This is a genomic window from Methylobacterium sp. Leaf104 (genome assembly GCF_001422885.1).
In the GTDB taxonomy this organism is placed as follows: domain Bacteria; phylum Pseudomonadota; class Alphaproteobacteria; order Rhizobiales; family Beijerinckiaceae; genus Methylobacterium.
In genome coordinates, this window is the sequence record NZ_LMMZ01000012.1 from 1 (window position 1) to 16,694 (window position 16,694).

Annotated in this window: 10 protein-coding genes and 5 pseudogenes; 9 read left to right on the plus strand and 6 right to left on the minus strand. The window is 64.9% G+C overall.

Going from position 1 to position 16,694, the window contains the following annotated elements; genetic code table 11:
- Positions 1–183, minus strand: a pseudogene (locus ASF49_RS24855) (hypothetical protein); the annotation flags it as partial.
- 66 nt (positions 184–249) lie between these two features.
- Between ASF49_RS24855 and ASF49_RS09415 the strand changes: the two are divergent.
- From ASF49_RS09415 to ASF49_RS09430, 5 genes and pseudogenes are all read left to right on the plus strand, one after another.
- A pseudogene (locus tag ASF49_RS09415) lies at positions 250–970 on the plus strand (IS110 family transposase); the annotation flags it as partial.
- Positions 971–1,019: 49 nt separating this feature from the next.
- Positions 1,020–1,122: pseudogene (locus ASF49_RS23605) on the plus strand (IS110 family transposase); the annotation flags it as partial.
- Positions 1,123–1,179: 57 nt separating this feature from the next.
- A protein-coding gene (locus ASF49_RS09420) for an IS3 family transposase (protein ID WP_156652963.1) occupies positions 1,180–2,386 on the plus strand; the annotation gives its coding sequence in 2 pieces (ribosomal slippage) (positions 1,180–1,459 and positions 1,459–2,386; 1,208 coding nt annotated over the 2 pieces). This gene is flagged as partial in the annotation.
- 134 nt (positions 2,387–2,520) lie between these two features.
- Positions 2,521–2,853: pseudogene (locus ASF49_RS23035) on the plus strand (transposase); the annotation flags it as partial.
- 95 nt (positions 2,854–2,948) lie between these two features.
- Positions 2,949–4,085: an FAD-binding domain-containing protein gene (locus tag ASF49_RS09430; RefSeq protein WP_056471249.1), complete on the plus strand. Its 1,137-nt coding sequence runs from the start codon at positions 2,949–2,951 to the stop codon at positions 4,083–4,085.
- Between the two features lie 1,123 nt (positions 4,086–5,208).
- On the opposite strand, the gene ASF49_RS09435 is transcribed toward ASF49_RS09430, so the two are convergent.
- The 4 genes from ASF49_RS09435 to ASF49_RS09455 form a co-directional block, all read right to left on the minus strand.
- Positions 5,209–5,529, minus strand: coding sequence for a hypothetical protein (locus tag ASF49_RS09435; protein ID WP_056471252.1), 321 nt, complete (start codon positions 5,527–5,529; stop codon positions 5,209–5,211).
- A gap of 739 nt (positions 5,530–6,268) precedes the next feature.
- Entirely contained in the window at positions 6,269–7,822 is a 1,554-nt protein-coding gene (locus ASF49_RS09440; RefSeq protein WP_082511070.1) for a lipopolysaccharide biosynthesis protein, read from the minus strand.
- The gene (locus ASF49_RS09445) at positions 7,819–9,285 is read right to left on the minus strand and encodes a hypothetical protein (protein WP_056471259.1); all 1,467 of its coding nucleotides are present in this window, start codon (positions 9,283–9,285) and stop codon (positions 7,819–7,821) included. Before ASF49_RS09445 ends, ASF49_RS09440 begins: the two co-directional genes overlap by 4 nt.
- A 419-nt stretch (positions 9,286–9,704) precedes the next feature.
- Positions 9,705–10,541 carry a sugar transferase gene (locus ASF49_RS09455; protein WP_272481501.1) on the minus strand — a complete coding sequence of 279 codons (837 nt, stop codon included), beginning with the start codon at positions 10,539–10,541 and terminating at the stop codon, positions 9,705–9,707.
- Positions 10,542–10,828: 287 nt separating this feature from the next.
- Here ASF49_RS09455 and ASF49_RS09460 point away from each other — a divergent pair, with 287 nt between their 5' ends.
- From ASF49_RS09460 to ASF49_RS09470, 3 genes are all read left to right on the plus strand, one after another.
- Positions 10,829–11,764 (plus strand): hypothetical protein, encoded by a 936-nt coding sequence (locus ASF49_RS09460; RefSeq protein WP_156652951.1) that lies wholly within the window; start codon positions 10,829–10,831, stop codon positions 11,762–11,764.
- A 12-nt stretch (positions 11,765–11,776) separates the two neighbouring features.
- Positions 11,777–13,660, plus strand: a complete 1,884-nt coding sequence (locus ASF49_RS09465) for a polysaccharide biosynthesis tyrosine autokinase (protein ID WP_056471269.1) — start codon at positions 11,777–11,779, stop codon at positions 13,658–13,660.
- A gap of 698 nt (positions 13,661–14,358) precedes the next feature.
- A complete protein-coding gene (locus ASF49_RS09470) occupies positions 14,359–15,621 on the plus strand; it encodes a polysaccharide biosynthesis/export family protein (RefSeq protein ID WP_082511072.1) in 1,263 nt (420 codons plus the stop codon).
- A gap of 191 nt (positions 15,622–15,812) precedes the next feature.
- On the opposite strand, the pseudogene ASF49_RS23045 reads toward ASF49_RS09470, so the two are convergent.
- Positions 15,813–16,064: pseudogene (locus ASF49_RS23045) on the minus strand (efflux transporter periplasmic adaptor subunit); the annotation flags it as partial.
- Between the two features lie 24 nt (positions 16,065–16,088).
- On the opposite strand from ASF49_RS23045, the gene ASF49_RS09480 reads away from it, so the two are divergent.
- On the plus strand, positions 16,089–16,616 hold the full coding sequence (locus tag ASF49_RS09480; RefSeq protein WP_243214558.1) for a lipocalin-like domain-containing protein: 528 nt from the start codon (positions 16,089–16,091) through the stop codon (positions 16,614–16,616).
- Positions 16,617–16,694 lie beyond the last annotated feature (78 nt).

Genomic DNA, 16,694 nt, shown 5'->3' on the forward strand with positions numbered 1-16,694 from the left:
CCCGCCGCGCCGTCCCGAGCAAGGATATYYTGCAGCGGAGATGAAGTTGGCGCAGTGGACGGGCGTGACGGTGTCGACGAGGTGCCCGATGGCTGACCACAGTCCCTCGACGGTTCGCACTGAGGGCTTGCGTAACAGCGCTTTCAGCTTCGAGAAAGCCATCTCGATTGATGGTGTGGATGGCTCCTGCTCCCGGCTTTGCGTTGGGGCATAGTCAGGATGTTGTCGCCTCAAGCTGAGGAGCCACTCATGTCCGAGCTTGTTACGGTCGGGATTGACCTCGCGAAAATTGACCTCGCGAAAAGTGTTTTCCAGATCCACGGTGTCGATGAGAACAGTCGTGTTCTCGTGCGTCGCCAACTGCGTCGAAGTCAGTTGCTCGCGTTTTTTAGAGAAGCTGCCGCGATGCCTGATCGGCATGGAGGCCTGCGGAGGCGCTCACAACTGGAGGCGGAAGCTTCAGGAATTGGGGCATGACGTCCGGTTGATGCCGCCGTCTTACGTGAAGCCCTACGTGAAGCGCGGGAAGACGGACGCAGCCGACGCGGCGGCCATCTGTGAAGCGGTCACGCGTCTCTCCATGCGGTTCGTTGCCGTAAAGAGCGAAGCCTGCTCGTCGGTCCTGGTCGTCCACCGCACACGGGATCTTCTGGTCCGCCAGCGCACGCAAATCTGCAACGCGATCCGCGCCCACATGACGGAGTTCGGCGTCATCGCAGCGAAAGGCGCACAGAAGGTCGATCGGCTGAAGACGCAACTGCACGAACTGCCGGAAGCGGCCCGATTGCCCATCAGCCTGCTCTTCGAACAGTTGGTCGATACCGACACGCGGATCGAGCGGTTGACGCATGAGATCGAAACGGCCCACGCCCAAAGCGAGACGAGCCAGCGTCTGGCGACGATCCCGGGCGTCGGCAAGCTCTCGGCAACGGTCATCGCGGCGACGACGCCGGACGTCGGCAACTGGGATTGGGATTGACAGCGCCATCATGGCGGTCATGAAGTCGGCGAGCGCGATNCGCCCAAAGCGAGACGAGCCAGCGTCTGGCGACGATCCCGGGCGTCGGCAAGCTCTCGGCAACGGTCATCGCGGCGACGACGCCGGACGTCGGCAACTGGGATTGGGATTGCCCCGGTTTGGTGGACACCGACAACGCTTTCGCGTGAGGTGTTTATCCGATGCCCAAGAGCCGTCCCCCATACCCCGCCGAGTTCCGCCGACAGATGGTCGAGTTGGTCCGCGCCGGCCGTGATCCGAACGATCTGGCTCGCGAGTTCGAGCCCTCCGCACAGGCGATCCGCAACTGGGTGGCCGAGGCCGACCGCAGCGAAGGACGGCGTGATGCGAAGCCACCGCCTGCCGACCCCGGCCTGACAGCGGTTGAGCGCGATGAACTCGTCCGGCTACGGCGCGAGAACCGGCAGCTGAAGCTGGAGCGCGATATCCTCTCTCGCGCGACGGCCTGGTTTGCTCGGGAGACCGGGGTTCTGCCGTCGGGGTCTTCCGGTTCATGAACGCGAACCAGGCCGACTTCCCGATCGCTGCCATGGCACGCATGCTCGGCGTGTCGAAGGCGGGATACTATGCCTGGGCTGGCCGGCAGCCCTCGGGGCGTCGGACAGCGGACGCAGCCCTGCTCAAGCGAATCCGCACCGTCCATCTCGGCTCGCACGAGACTTATGGCGCGCCACGCGTCCACGCCGACCTGCGCGAACAGGGCGAGCGGCACTCTCGCAAACGCATAGCCCGGTTGATGCGCGAGGCTGGCCTTGTCGGAGCCAGCCATCGGCGTGGTGGCCCTGTCACGACGCGGCGAGATCGAGAGGCGCGCCCGGCTCCCGACCTGGTCGACCGTAACTTTGCCGCCGCTGCCCCGAACCGGCTCTGGGTAGCGGATATCACCTACGTGCCGACTGCTGCGGGCTTCCTCTACCTCAGCATCGTGCTTGACGCCTTCAGCCGCCGGATCGTCGGCTGGACCATGGCCAATCACCTGCGTTCGGAGTTGGTTCTGGACGCTTTGGAGATGGCCGTGACACAGCGCAGGCCCCGCGACGTGATCCATCACTCGGACCAAGGATCGCAGTACACGTCGCTGGCCTTCGGCAGCCGCTGCCAGGAGGCGGGCGTGCGACCCTCGATGGGTTCGGTCGGCGACGCCTACGACAACGCCATGGCCGAGAGCTTCTTCTCGACCCTCGAATGCGAGTTGCTCGCCCGCCGCCGCTTCCGTTCGCAGGCCGAGGCACGAATGGCCTGCTTCAGCTACATCGAGGGCTTCTATAACCCGCTGCGCCGGCACTCGGCGCTCGGATACCGCTCGCCCGTCGTATACGAGCAGGAGACCCGGCCGCACCCGTCACCTGAGACCCGGCTCAGCCAAGCNCCCGCTGCGCCGGCACTCGGCGCTCGGATACCGCTCGCCCGTCGTATACGAGCAGGAGACCCGGCCGCACCCGTCACCTGAGACCCGGCTCAGCCAAGCCCCCTAACCGTCCACAGAAACGGGGTAATCCCAGGCGCCCGGTCAGGCCCATGAACTGCCCCATGCGGTTCCGCTGCTCGATCACCTGCCCGGCGTACCCAAATGGGTCGTCGGGGATCGCGGCTACACCAGCCATGCCTTCCGCAAGCACATCCGGGACATGGGCGCGCGGCCGGTGATCCCACCCCAGCGCCACGAAGCGCCCGTCGCCTGCCCGGATTGGATCGACAACAACCGCAACCAGGTCGAGCGCCTCTGGGCTAGGCTCAAGGAATGGCGCGCCATCGCCACCCGCTACGAGAAGACTGCCGCCAGCTTCATGGGCGTCCTCTGTCTTGCCGCGGCCCTCGATTGGCTCAAGCGATGACAGACCCTAGAGGGCTTAAAGCTCAGCTCGCGCAGGTCCGATCACTGGGGAATGGGTCGCATCGGCCAGATTGGACCTCACCCTAGGTAAATGGCATGGATCCCAGCTTTCCCATGACCCGTGCCGCGGGGCTCGAGCGCCTCTCCGATTTTCTCGCCCGCGCCGGCGCGGCCTACGCTGCCGACCGCAACACCGATCGGGGGCCGGGCCACCCACCGACGACATCGGCGCTCTCGCCCTACCTGCGCCGCCGCCTCGTGACCGAGGCTGAGGTCGTGGCCGCCGCCGACAGCGCCTTCGGCGACGGGGGCGCGGAGAAGTTCGTATCGGAGGTCTTTTGGCGGACCTATTTCAAAGGCCATCTGGAGACTCACCCGTCCGCCTGGACGAACGCACGCACGTTGGCCGTTGCGGATCATCAGCGCCTGGCAGCCGAGCCCGGCCTGCGTCGGACCTACGAGGCGGCGGTCGACGGGCGGACCGGCATCGACGGCTTCGACGACTGGGTGCGGGACCTCGTCGAGACCGGGTGGCTCCACAACCATGCCCGGATGTGGTTCGCTTCGATCTGGATCTTCACCCTGCGGCTGCCCTGGACCCTCGGGGCGGATTTCTTCATGCGCCATCTTCTCGACGGCGATCCGGCGAGTAACACGCTGTCGTGGCGCTGGGTGGCAGGCCTGCACACCCGCGGCAAGCACTACGTCGCCCGGGCTGAGAACATCCGCCGGTACACGGAGGGCCGCTACGATCCGGCCGGTCTCGACGAGTACCCCGATGCGCTGGAGGAGCCGATGTCGCCGCGCGAAATCCCGCTGCCCGCGGCCGATACTCCGCCATCAGGCACCGTCGCGCTGCTCCTGCATCTCGACGACCTGCATCCGGAGAGCCTGCCCATGGACAGTGCGACGGTCGTGCGCGTCGGCGGATTGATCGCCCATGCGGTTGGGGCGTCCGACCGCGTCAGGTCCGCGGATACGGCCGCGATGATGGATGCCCTGGCCCGGGCCGAGGTGCATTTCGGTTGCCCGGTCGGACTGGTCGAGGGCGGATGGGCAGGCGACCTGCCGGTGGTGACGGCCTGGGCACCCGTTGGGCCGTCAGCAGCGGCCCTGCCGGACAGGTGCCTGCGCGTGCGCCGCGCCTGGGACGAGGCTGCCTGGCCGCGATCCACACGCGGGTATTCTCGCTTGCGCGCTGCCATTCCAGCCGTGCTCGCGGCCCAGGTCTGACGTCGCTTCTCGCCGCATCGACGGCCAGTGTTCTTGACGGAGCTCAGCTCGCAGGGCCGCGAGCCGTGTGGCGTCGCGAGAATGCGCTTATCGTACTCCGTCGATGACGTACTTTTCCATCGTCCCCCGACCGAGGCGAGACCGCTGGAGATGTGGATCAGATTACCGCGCGGGTATGGCGGCTAACGTTTCGTTAACCATGCAGCAGGCAGTCCTAGTCGAACCCGCGGTCGCCCCAAGGGACGAGTCGACGAGGAGGACCCCATCATGATCGAGGCGGCCTTGCTCATAGCCCTGACCGCTGCCCTCAGCGCTGCGGCGGCTGGAGCCATCAGTGAACCGGAAGACCGATGAGTCAGAAGCGACGGGTTCGACCCGATTTTGATCCCCTGACCGAAGCGCAACTCATCGCCGGGCGCACGACCGGCCGACGTGTTCTCCTTCAACCCGCACTCGACCAGAACCTCGGTGAATTGTTGAACGCGATCGATCATATCACTGAGGCTGCCACAGGAGAGCGAAGCTTTCTCTATCTGAAGCCAACTCCGCCGTCAGTGAGGCACTGAGCGATTGGCGGAGTTGGAAGAGCATCGACAGTCGATACAGCTTCGACCGGACGTTGTTCGAGCGCTCGATTCCACCACCGATCAGGTGCGGACGCGTTGGGCGGCTGTCGCGATCTTGTCGATGACGTCATGCGTCCAGTGGATCGAACGCTATGCTTCCTCGAAACAGATCAAAGCATCTGAGAGGCAAATCGTATGATTCTCGGGAGCCTTGATAGCATCACGCTTCCGATAGGCTTAGAGCGAGGCTCGAATATCGCAGTCTCCGCAACTGGACAATTGCCGCGTTCGATCTCGGCCGCATGTGCTCACGCGATCGGAGCCATCCAATCACCTCGACGATGTTCTGTCACAGCTGCATGAATGCCTCTGACGACCGAGCATCGTGTGCTCTGTACGCGCCTTCGAATCAAGGCTTGGACCAATGACGAGGCCCTGTGGCGTGGCCTAGCCTTGTGTAGGCGTGGGGCGCCGCTCCGCGGCTTCACCAAGGCAAGCATGGTATCGGGCGGCGGCGCCGCGATGGGACCACCGCCCTCGGGCCTGTCGAGCCGGCTTCAGTAGCGCGGGCCACCCGAGGTGGTGCCGCGCTGCTGCGCGTAACCGGGCTGCATCGGGTTCCGCGCGTTCGGGTCGCCATGCATCAGGCGATTGCGGGTGTGATAGGTCCGGTTGGCGCGGGAATGGTGGATCGCGTCGTGGCGATTGCCGTGGTGGCGCATGTGATGCTTGCGGGCCTTGTAGTTGCCGGCATAGCCGATCGACGAGCTGGCACGCATCCGCTCGGCGTGCGTCATTCCGGGAGCAGCCGAGGCTGAGCCGATGGAAAAGCTGGCGAGCATCACGCCAGTGGCCAGAACCAGTGCGAGGGTCTTCATGTTAGACTTCCGATCATGTGCTCACGAGCGGCACAGTGCGGCTGTAAGTCTGCCAAGACGGTGATGTTCCCGAGGACAGTTGAAATTATTGTCATGGATTATAGCCTATTCCTGTTCGTATATCGATAAAGTACGGCAATTATTCAATATACCAGAAGAACGCGAAGGAGGCCCTCGACCTGACCGTCTGGCTTTCGATCGAGATGATCGAGAAATTTGGCCGGAACCGAAGCCGGCGGAGATACGGCAGGGCCGGAAGGCGAGTCTGGATCAGAAGGCTCACGTGGCGCCGGATCGAGCTGACGACGGGCCGTGGCCGCCACCGCGCGGTCGCTCTTCACACGGCCCGGTCAAAGACCGGTCACGGTCCATGCGGCTCGAGCACGGCCGTACCGACCCTGCAGGCCACGACTTAGCCGGTGACCACGGTCGCGAGTTAGATCGGCCACGGGGCGGCGCAATCGAGCGTTCGTGCTCCGGATCCTTCCTCGTCCGCGTCCGATCGACCCGAGTCTGCCGTGAACCTTCATCAGCGGTCATCGCTCCGCGCAGAGATCTCCGCCTCTCGGCACGCCAGTCCCAGCATCCTGACCCGGGCTGTCTGCACCTCGATATGGTTGAGCGTCGACGCGAGCTGTGCACGGGTCTCTCTGGCCGCGCTTGACGTCCAGCACCTCCGGTCCGTGCCGATCCTCTTCAGAGCCCGGTCCCATGCCAGTCAGATCGATGATCGGCAGGGTCATCCGGGCCGGTTGGGCCGGCCGTGCACTTCAACCGGCACAATCGCCTGAGAATCAAGGGAAAGGCCGCCCCGCCTGCTCGCTATGCGTCGCAGCGCCTCGTGCACGATGGCCATCAGCCTCGCTTCCAAACCGGCGGGACGCTGGGCGAGAACCCAGAGCATCAGAATCGTCGTGGAATAGACAAGTGCACCTGCCAGGACGAGGGCTGCGAGAATGAGCCCGCGGATCGTCGGGTCGTCGGAAGCTCCGATCAGGGGCTGGATGACCACCAAGGCCAATATCATTGCAGCCGAGGCGCCGACGGGCCTCACGAGGACCGACAGGATGTTTTTCGTTGATGCGCCGGTCAACTGGCGAATGCTGTAGGCGGACACGACGAACATGATGAACTCGGTCACCAGCCGTGCCAGTGCGACACCGGCGAGGCCGCCGGCGAAGCAGCCCGCGAGAACCAGCGGGAGCTTGATCGACAAGCCCAGGATACTGCGGACCATCCCGGCCTTCGTTTGACCCAAGGCGTTGTAGAGAGCCCCGAGCGGTTGCGCGATCAGGCTCAGCGCGCCCGCGGCGGTCAGCATCTGCATGGGCAGGACGACTTCGCCCCATTGCGGCCCGAGGACCGTTCGGCAGAAGGGTTCGGCCAGCACGATGAGACCGACCATGATCGGGAGGCAGAGGATGTAGACGCCACCGAGGCCGATCAGGAATGCGCGCCTGAGCCGCTCGTGCTGGACGTGGATCGCGCCGAGTGCCGGGAAGAGCATCGCGGCGGCGGGAGCGGCGAGAGCCTGGATCGGCAGCGCCGCCAGAGAATCCGCCATGGTGTATCGGCCGAGTTCCGCGCGGCTGGACAACTGACCGAGGACGAAGCGATCACACTGCCAGGACAGCGCGGCGAGGAACTGCGCACCGCCGAGCCAGGACAGGAAATCCCAGAAGACCCGCCATTGCCTGAGCGAAAGCCTCGGTCGGTACGGCGCCAGGTAGTAGGAGGTCGCGACCATGATGGCCGGGCTGCTCACCGTCGCGACGACCAGCGCCCAATAGTTCCGCTCCAGGGCGAGGACCAGCATCGCGACCACGAAGGCGCCAATCTTGCCCACGGTCTGCGCGAGACAGTCGGGACCCATCTGGAGCTGGCGCAGGTTGACCCAGAGATGGGGACTCACGCATCCGCGGATCATCGGTGCCCATCCGAGGCAGAGGATGATCGGAACGAGACGGAAGTCGTCGAAGGCCCAGGCATAGGGCCACGCGATGCAGGCGATCAGCAGGCCGAGCAACACACCGCGCAGCATCGAGAGCGTGAAGGCCGTGTCGTAATGGTCGGACTCGACATTCGGGGTCCGGACGAGGACCAGGCCGACCGGCAATTCGAAGATGGCTTCCATCAGCGAGATCAACGTCATGGCCGCCGCGACAACTCCGAAATCATTCGGGGTCAGCAGCCGAGCGAAGACGAGGAGAGCACAGAAATCGATGAGGCGCCCCATCAGACGGGCTCCGACGAGCAGCATGGCTCCCGTAACGACCCGTCCCGCAAGCATCATGACCTCGTGGCGTAGGTGAATGCGCCCGCGTACCGGCTGAGATCGGGCGGCTCAGCCGCGATCATTTCGTTCCGTAGATGGAGCTTTGCACGCAGATGCGCGCGGCAGGCGAGCACTGTCGCCAGCGCAATGAAGAACTGGGATCCCGGATCCGCCTGACCGCCGGAGATCGTCGCCGTGAAGAGTTGCGTGAGCGCGGCGAGGCGCGCTCCGTCGTGGAGGCCGGCGATCCACTGCATCGACGGATCGGAGGGAGTGGGCGGACATGGTCTCAGCAGGCTGACGACGATCGCTGCCATGAGCGCGGTGCCGACGAAGCCCAGTTGCGACAGGATCGCGATCACCCAGCTCGAAGCGCGGGAACTTCCCATCCCGATGCCGAAGCCGAAGGTATCGACGAAGCTGTCGAGGCTGCGGGAATTCCAATAGCTGCGTTCGATCCCGGATTGAGACTCGTCCTTTTCCAGAATCGTCACGCGGAACAGTTCGTACACCGGATCGAAGACGCCCGGAGTGGTGAGATACAGAAGCAGAACCAGAGCTCCACCGATCGCCAGAGCCATCAGGACCACGAGATCGCTGCGGATCAGGCGGTTCGTCACCGCAGTCCGGGCAAGCATGGCAATCTGGACGCTCGCGAGGAAAGCGAAGCCCGCGTAAGCGGTGGTCGAGGTCGAGAGCAGTACGAGAATCAGAAGCACAATGGCGAGGCCGAGGGCGCGGGACGAGCCGGTTCTCCTCCAATAGGCGAAGCTGAACCCGAAGCTCGCCAGCGCGGCCCCACCGAAGGCGGACGCCTCCGAGAACGCACCCGAGATGCGCGTCACGTTCCCGAGCGTCAGATCGGCACCCGTCAGCATCGCGTAGGAGGCCGTCCGGATCGGCTCGAGCACGTCGCCCGCGCCGATGAGCTTACCGACGCGGTCGATCACGCCGAAGGTGGCCGTCAGCGCAGCCCACAGGAAGAAGCCCCGGGCGACGGGTCTGATCGCTTGAGGCTGCAGCAGCAGGATGGAAAAGGCGGCGAAGATCAACGCGCCGAAGAGAAAATATGCCGTCTGCGAAATATTACCGGGGCCCGGCGCCAGGGAGCTTTCGAAGACGCCGACCAGCCGGGACGTGACGAAGGACGTCGTCGCCCCCTCGAAGAGCCGTGGCAGGATCACGGCTCCGGCGGCGGCGTACACCGCCAGAAGCAGAACAGCCCAGGTGGTCTGGTCCCGCATGAGCACGATGCCAAGCTTCGGAATGGTTCCGCGCCGAACTGCGAGCGCGGCGATCAGCATGCACCCGGGCACGATGTAGATCAGGGGCGAAGATCCGCCGAGCGCCGGAAGTGACCCGATCGCGGTCGCGCCGAACGCGAAGGACGCGATGGTGGCGACGATGAGCGGTGGGCCGAGGAAGGCCGACACGCAGAGGAGGATCGCTGCGACGACGATGCCGATCAGGGAGAGATCCATGGAGGTCAGGACCTGCTGCTACGAGCGCGAGACGGGCACCGGCGGCCCATGTCGGCGCTGCCGGGCGGCACGGGCCTTCGCCCCCGACGGACCGCGCCCGCCGCGTTGACCGAAGCGGGACCCGATGCGATCCTCGACCAGTGGGCACCGATCTACGCGGCCAATCGCGTCTCGGAACGAAGGCGGCGGAATGATCTGGCTTCTTGCTTTCTCGGTGGTCGCGAGCCTCCTCGGAAGCCTGCGGTACAAGGCACCCGCGGCGATCGCCGGCTCAGCCTTCGTTGTCGTTGCGGGAATTGGGCTGGGACTGGCGTGGTGGCAGCTGTTGGTCTGTGTCATAACGCTTCAGCTGTCCTATTTCGCCATGGCTCTGCTCATCAACTCCGCGCGTTGACTTCGCGCGTCGAGCCGGGACCTGCTCAACAGGTCTGTCGCGTATTGAGAACAGCAGGGATCGTCCGTATCAAGATCTTCAGATCACTCCAGACGGACCAGTCTTTGACATACTGGCAATCGAGCATGACCCGGTCCTCATAGGCGAGGGAGTTGCGCCCGCTGACCTGCCACAGACCCGTCATGCCGGGTCTCACGCTCTGGAAAAGATCGCCGTGGGCGCCATACCGGATCAACTCGGCGCGCACGATCGGACGCGGGCCGACGCAGCTCATGTCACCACGCAGAACATTGAAGATCTGCGGCAACTCGTCGAGGCTCGTGCGCCGCAGCGTGCGGCCGATCCACGTAATTCTCGGATCGCGAACGAGCTTCTGTGTCCGACGCCATTCCGCAGCGGCCGCCGGATCCGTGCGGAGCAGGGCCTCGAGCACAGCGTCGGCGTTGGTCACCATGGTTCGGAACTTGAGACAATCGAACTCGCGCCCGTAACACCCGATCCGGCGGTGGCGATAGATGACGGGTCCACCCATGGACAGCTTGATCGCAAGAGCGATCATCAGGAGCAGCGGCAGGACGAGGATCAGGACCCCAACGGCGATAGCGAAGTCGACGTAGCGCTTCCGCAAGCCTCCGAGCGGAGCGATCCGGGAGCGGACTTGGCCGGAGCCGGCACTCGGAACCGGTTGCGTCATCAGCTTCGATAAGAATGCAGGATCGCGCGGCGCCGTGATCGTGAGCGCCTCCATCGGTAGGGGCGTGGAAAACCGGCCTTCCAGATCGCTTTCCACTGTCACGGAGGCAACTTGGTCACGCCGTGACTGCCCACGAAAACCGAAAAGAGGGAAACTGAGCGTTTTCATTGCTGTTCACGCGATTTCCGAAATCAAACTGTCTCAGACGTCCATTCACTGCATCTAGCTGCACAGCGTCAAAACCTCAAAGGGTGGAATTTGGGTCTTGTGACTACTGCCTTAGGCGTAAGAGTGCCTTTTACGAACGCCTGTACCCGGTCCGGTCCTGAGCAATGCTGATCTTGCCTCGCGATCAGGCGACGCCAACCGATGCGGCGGACTGCGCAGCCTCGGATCACCGAGGACCGCCGGCCTCATCCGGAAGGAGGATCGCTACCTCAATTGGTGCGGTTCACGTGCGCGTCTCAACGATTGATGGTCGGGTGTCGCAGAAGTGTGAGCCGATGACATTCGCTGGCATATTCAAAACAACGCTGGCTGCCTGGCACGGCAGATCCAAGATGCTTTGGCCGATGCGGGACGAACATCCCGCGACGGCCAGGCCCGATCTCTGGGGCGACGGCATCGTCGAGAGCGGCTTGGCGGGCCTCTGGTCGGCGCGGGGCTGGAGCGACGTATCCGACGATGAACTCGTCTTCCTCATGCCGGGTGTGCTCCGTGCCCAGGCAAACAGCCTGGATGGCGCCGCCGCCCGCATCCGGCGCGTCCTGGCCTCCCGCGCGCGTTCCGGAGTTCCGGTCCGGCCGCCGGCGACGCGCGCGAGCTGGCGCCTCGACACAGCGCATGTGGTGGCGAGCCCTGCCGAGAGCCGGATTCCCGGATGGCCGGCGGGTGCCATCGCCCACGCCGGCGCGGATCCGTTCGCCCGTCTGGTGATGGCCGAACTCGACCGGTTCCACGAAGACGCATGCCTCGCGGCGGAACGACGGGGTCCCGTGACGGGCGCCCAGGCCTTGTTCCGGTCGATCCACTCGGGAATCAACGCGGCCTATGTCTATGAGGACCTGGCGCCCCTTCAGGAGACCCTCGCCGTCGGCGCCTGGATGGGCCATCTGCTCCGCGGACGCCCGGCCCTTCTGCCGCCCTGTCTGGCGGAACCCCTGGCGGACCTGATGACCGGGTCGACGGCGGATCTGCCGAACGCAGTCGCCGACGCCTCCGCCGCACTCCTGGTCGCGCATCTCGGTCCGGACGGCTCGGCTCGTCTGCTGCGGGCAGCGGAGCGATCCCAGCGCGGGGGCTATTCGGTCGTCGTCGATGCCGCTCCCTTCACCGGCCCGTCACGGATCTCGACGGAAGCGATGCTGACGCTCCTTGCTCAACGTAGCTGAGGATAGCAGACCGTGCTGAAGCAAACACCGACCGAACTGCTCGACGATCGACGCGCCGGGGCGATGTCCGACGCGATCGCCGCCAGGGAGGTCGACATGGTCGCCTTCCTCCAGCGTTACCGCTGGACGATCCTCGCCTTCGTGCTTCTCGCCGTCGTCGCGGCGGCGGTCTACATCCATCAAACCACCGTGCTCTATCAGGCCCGAGCACAGATCATCGTCGATCCGCGGATGCCGCAGATCCCGACGCGGGATCAGACTCCGGAGATCGCAGCCTCCATGGACGCAGCGCTCGTCGAGAGCCAGATGATCGTCATGCGGTCCGAAACGATCGCAACGGCCGTGGTCGAGACCCTGCGCATCGAAGAGCTTCCCAAGGAAGTGGGCCTGCGTGCGAAGCTGAAGGCGCACGTGCTTCGCTGGCTCGACTACCCGCCCCCATCCCCGCCTACGCCCTATGAGCGGATGCGCGACGCCATCGGGATGATCGAGAACGGCTTGAGTGTCAGGCGGCTTGGAACCTCCTACGCCTTCGAGATCGCCTTCACATCCCCCAGTGCTGAGCGTTCGGCGCAGATCGTGAACGCGATCGCCGATGCGTATGTCCGAGACCAACTCGACAGCCGGTCGGAAGCGGCTCGTCAGGGCAGTGCGTGGCTGGAGGGGCGAATTCAACAGCTTCGGCGCGAGATGAATGCGGCGTCCCGGCTCGTCCAGGAATTCAAGGCCAGTCACGATTACCGGATTCCCACCCGGAAATCATCCGACGCCTCGAACGGCACCAAGCCCGCGAATCTGCTCGATCCGGACGAGTCGATCACCCTGGAGGAGTTGGAGACCGCATCGCAGACATCCCGGCGCATCTACGAGAGCTTCCTTCAGGCCTTCGCCGATTCGGTGCAGCGTCAGAGCTTTCCGATTGCCGGCGCCCGCGTCATCACGCAGGCGACCCGTCCGCTGATGCCCAGTCATCCGCGGACGATTCTCATCCTCGCCCTCGCGATCCTCCTCGGCGGCGTGTGCGGCATCATCTGCGCGATCGTTCGGCAGGGCCGTGACTCGAGCATTTCCAACGCGCGACAGATGATGGCGAATCCGGGCCATATCGGAACGGTCGAGCTGCCTCATATCGGCTCCGTCTCGGGCGACCCGTCTCGGTTGCGCAAGCTGCGGCGCAAGCCGGGCGCCGCCTTCGTTGAAGTTCTCCTCGCCCCCTTCTCGGAATTCAGCGACGAACTTCGCCGGGTCAAGGCCTTCGCGATGCATCGCAGGTCCCGCGGAACGGCGCAGATCATCGGCGTCGTCTCCTGTGCGGAGGGTGAGGGCCGCAGCACGATCGTCAGCAATCTCGCTGCCCTGTTCGCCTATTCGAGCGCGCGCACCCTCGTCATCGACGCCGACATCCGTGACAGTGCCCTGACGCACCGCTTCGCTCCGCGGGCGGACAAGGGGCTCGTCGAGGTGCTCCTGGGTGGCGAGGGCCTCGCCGGAGTGGTCCAGCGGACGCAGATTCCGAAGCTCGATATCCTTCCGGCACCCAAGCGCACCCTGATCGCCCATTCCAGCGATCTCCTGGGGTCCGGCCAGATGCAGCAGGTTCTGGAAGAGGCACGCAGGACCTACGACGCGGTGATCCTGGACCTTCCACCCACGAACCACGTGGCCGACGCTCTCATCCTCAGCCCGATGCTCGACGGCGTGATCCTGGTTGCCCGGTCCGGGGTTACCCAGCGGCGCACCTTCGGGGATCTCTCCGCGCATTTCGAGGCCGCTCAGGTCGATATCCTCGCGCTGGTCCTCAACATGGTTCCGCGCCGGCGCGCCCGGCACGCTCGATCGCTGGCGGCTGAGCAGACGGGGCAAGCCGACCTCTTCCACGGCGTCCAGAACTCCTGAGCTGCCCTCGAGCGTCGTTCTGGCTGACCCGACCCCTACGGTTCGAGGATGCCGGGACGTTCGCCGGAGGTTCGGGACGGCCTCCGGCGCCGAAGGGATGGGTGTCGATAGAGTCGCCCCGCGCGCGTCGGATGCGCCTGCGTCACGCGAACCGGCATATGCCGGGCGGAGGGAGCGTCAGCCCGCGCGCCGAGCGCCAGGGCGGATAGGACGGGACCGGTGGCGCCGACGTCGCTTGGTCGCTCTCTGCGAAATCGGCGCGAGCGCAACGGCAGATCCCGAAGGCCTTGTGGCCCTCGAAGGACCAATCCCCGGTCGGACGGCGCCCGGTTCGGGCACGGTCGAACCCTGGACGGCGATGCCCCGCCATTGGACGCGAGCGGACATACGTCTTCCCTCGGGACACAGGATCGGCGATGACCCTCCGGCAGCTTGATGTGTAGGGAGTTCCATGTGAGCGTGGGCGTTGTTCCAATGCTCCGGGCGATGTGGCCGTAGAAGCCGGCTTGATATCTCAAGCAAGCGAGATCCGGGACACAAGGTACGGGCGATCCCAGAGATGAAAAATAAGACAGGCCGCGTCTGTATTATGTAAATATCGTTCCAATCGAGGCCGAAATCCGTCCTTTACCGATCGGCGTTCCGGGCTCCTTGCCCCTGAGCCCGGCCGGCGTGCATCCAGGATCAGGCGGAAACGCATGAACAGAGAGACTTCGATGAGATGCTGGAGCTTCGTCCTATGTGTTGCGATTGCCTTGTGCCTGCAATCGGCGGCACGGGCGGACGAGTATCGCCTGCACATCGGTGACACCCTCGATTTCTCGGTCGCAGGCGTATCGCTCCAGCGGACCGCGACCGTCGATACGGATGGCCGCGTGTCGCTTCCGCTCGTCGGCCCCTTGGACGCGAAGGGAAAGACCCTGACGGAAATCCTCACCTACCTTCGACGCGAGTTGCCGAAGAAGTCGCTGAACCTGAGAACTCCCGAGGGACGAGACCAGATCACGATCATCGATCCCCAGGAGATCTCCCTCTCGATCGCCGATTATGTCCCGGTCTACGTCAACGGCGATGTGAGCCGTCCGGGCGAACAGAAGTTCCGGCCCGGCATGACAGTTCGACAATCGATCTCGCTCGCAGGGGGCTACGATGTCGTGAGATTCCGCGTCGAGAATCCCATGATGGCGAATGTCGACTTGGAGGATGAACTCAGGACGAAGTGGATGGATCTCGAGCACGCCTATGCGCGTCGGGACTTCCTGCAGAAGCTCCTCGATCGTTCCAAGGAAGCCACTCAACCCTTCGCCCTGAGATCTCCCCTGGCCAAGGGCCTGCGCGACCAGGCCGCGAAGGCCGAGACAGACCAGTTGCGCGCGAGCCTCGATGCCTTCAACGCGGAGCGCGTCGCCTTCGAGCGCAAGATCACGCTCCTGAACGATGGTCTCGAGGCACTCGAAAAACAGAAGAAGAACGAGGACGAGAACGCGAAGCTCGACAACTCGGAAGCCGCCCGGATCAACGATCTCTTCGCGAAGGGGACCTTGCCTGCGAACCGGGTGGCCGATGCGCGCCGCTTGGCCCTGTTGTCGGCGACCCGCTCCCTGCAGGTCAGTTCCCAGCTCGAGGCGGACAGGAGAGTGCGCAGCGACGCGCAGCAGGCACTTCAGAAGCTGATCAGCGATCGGTCCGAGCAGGTCTTGAAGGATCTCAAGGAAACCAACGACCTGATCTCGAAGACGCAGTCCCGCATCGACGCCCTGACCGAGAAGCTTGTCTATACGAGCGCCCTCCGGTCGCAGTTGCTCGGGTCCGGGGTGAATTCCCCGCAGATCTCAGTCGTTCGACAGGTCTCAGGAACCGCCAAATCGCTTTCCGCGGATGCGGATACACCGCTCGAACCCGGTGACGTGGTGGAGGTGAAGATGACCCTGACCGCCAACGGGAGTTCGATGGCCAACTAGGCCGGATCGCGGATCGGCCGTGCGACGATCCGTACTGCGTGCGACGCCGGATCGCGCGAGACAAGGGTCACGGCACCGATACGGTGCGCGGACAAGGCCGAGTTCGGTTCATTCGCCCGCGATGCGGGCTTCGTCGTGAGAATTCTTGAAGTGCCCGGGAATCTCAGCGGCCCGCAGCTGGCGTGGCGCGCCAGGCCCATATTGGTGATGCGCCCGTTCGCCGAGGCCTTCACGGCGGAGTGCGCGAGATTGAGCCTGTCCACGTCGCGGTCCGCCATGGCCTGATCGTAGGTCGCCTTGGCCTCGAGGCCGGTCGCCTGGGCCGCCTCGACCTTCTGCTGGGACACGGCGGCATCGCTCAGCTTGGCGTAGCGGGCATGGTCGGCCGCCGCCTGCTCGACGCTCGCCCGCTTGCCCTCGACCATCGCCTCGGCCAGGCGGAGCGGGTTCTCGGACGATGCGTTTCGATGACCGCCGGTGCGTCCGCCGGCAGCCCGGCGGTGACGGGGCGGGTTAAGACCAGCATGGGAAGCGGGATGACCAAGACCTTGCGCGAGCAGTTGATCGGGGCCTGGACGCTGGTGTCCTATGTCGAGGAGCCCACCGACGGCTCGGCGCCGTCCTATCCGATGGGCGAGAATCCGCAGGGACTGATCCTGTACACACCGGACGGCTACATGTCGGCGCAACTGATGCGGCCGGACCGGCCGGACTTCGCATCGGGCGACTGGTTCGTGGGCACGCCGGAAGAATTCGCCGCGGAGGCGACAGGCTACATCGCCTATTCGGGACCGTTCGGGACGGAAGCGGATACCGGACAGCTCACCCACACGATGACCGTGTCGCTGTTCCCGAAGTGGCTTGGGCAGACCCAGCCGCGCCTCGTCTCCATCGAAGGAGATGTTCTTCGCTTGAGCACGGCGGCACCGATCCGGTCCGGCGGCCGAGAGGTCACCTACCATCTGATCTGGCGCCGCGCCGCGGCCAACTCTTGAAACCTTCCGCCTGGCGACGCCCCGCTGTGGGCGATCCTCCGGAACGATTTGTCGGATGGTCCCGGCGGAGTACTCTTC

Excerpts from the sequence above, each read along its gene's own strand:
- ASF49_RS09430 (WP_056471249.1), top strand. The coding sequence starts at position 2,949 with ATGGATCCCAGCTTTCCCATGACCCGTGCCGCGGGGCTCGAGCGCCTC.
- ASF49_RS09435 (WP_056471252.1), bottom strand. The coding sequence starts at position 5,529 with ATGAAGACCCTCGCACTGGTTCTGGCCACTGGCGTGATGCTCGCCAGC.
- ASF49_RS09440 (WP_082511070.1), bottom strand. The coding sequence starts at position 7,822 with ATGATGCTTGCGGGACGGGTCGTTACGGGAGCCATGCTGCTCGTCGGA.
- ASF49_RS09445 (WP_056471259.1), bottom strand. The coding sequence starts at position 9,285 with ATGGATCTCTCCCTGATCGGCATCGTCGTCGCAGCGATCCTCCTCTGC.
- ASF49_RS09455 (WP_272481501.1), bottom strand. The coding sequence starts at position 10,541 with ATGAAAACGCTCAGTTTCCCTCTTTTCGGTTTTCGTGGGCAGTCACGG.
- ASF49_RS09470 (WP_082511072.1), top strand. The coding sequence starts at position 14,359 with ATGAACAGAGAGACTTCGATGAGATGCTGGAGCTTCGTCCTATGTGTT.
- ASF49_RS09480 (WP_243214558.1), top strand. The coding sequence starts at position 16,089 with ATGACCGCCGGTGCGTCCGCCGGCAGCCCGGCGGTGACGGGGCGGGTT.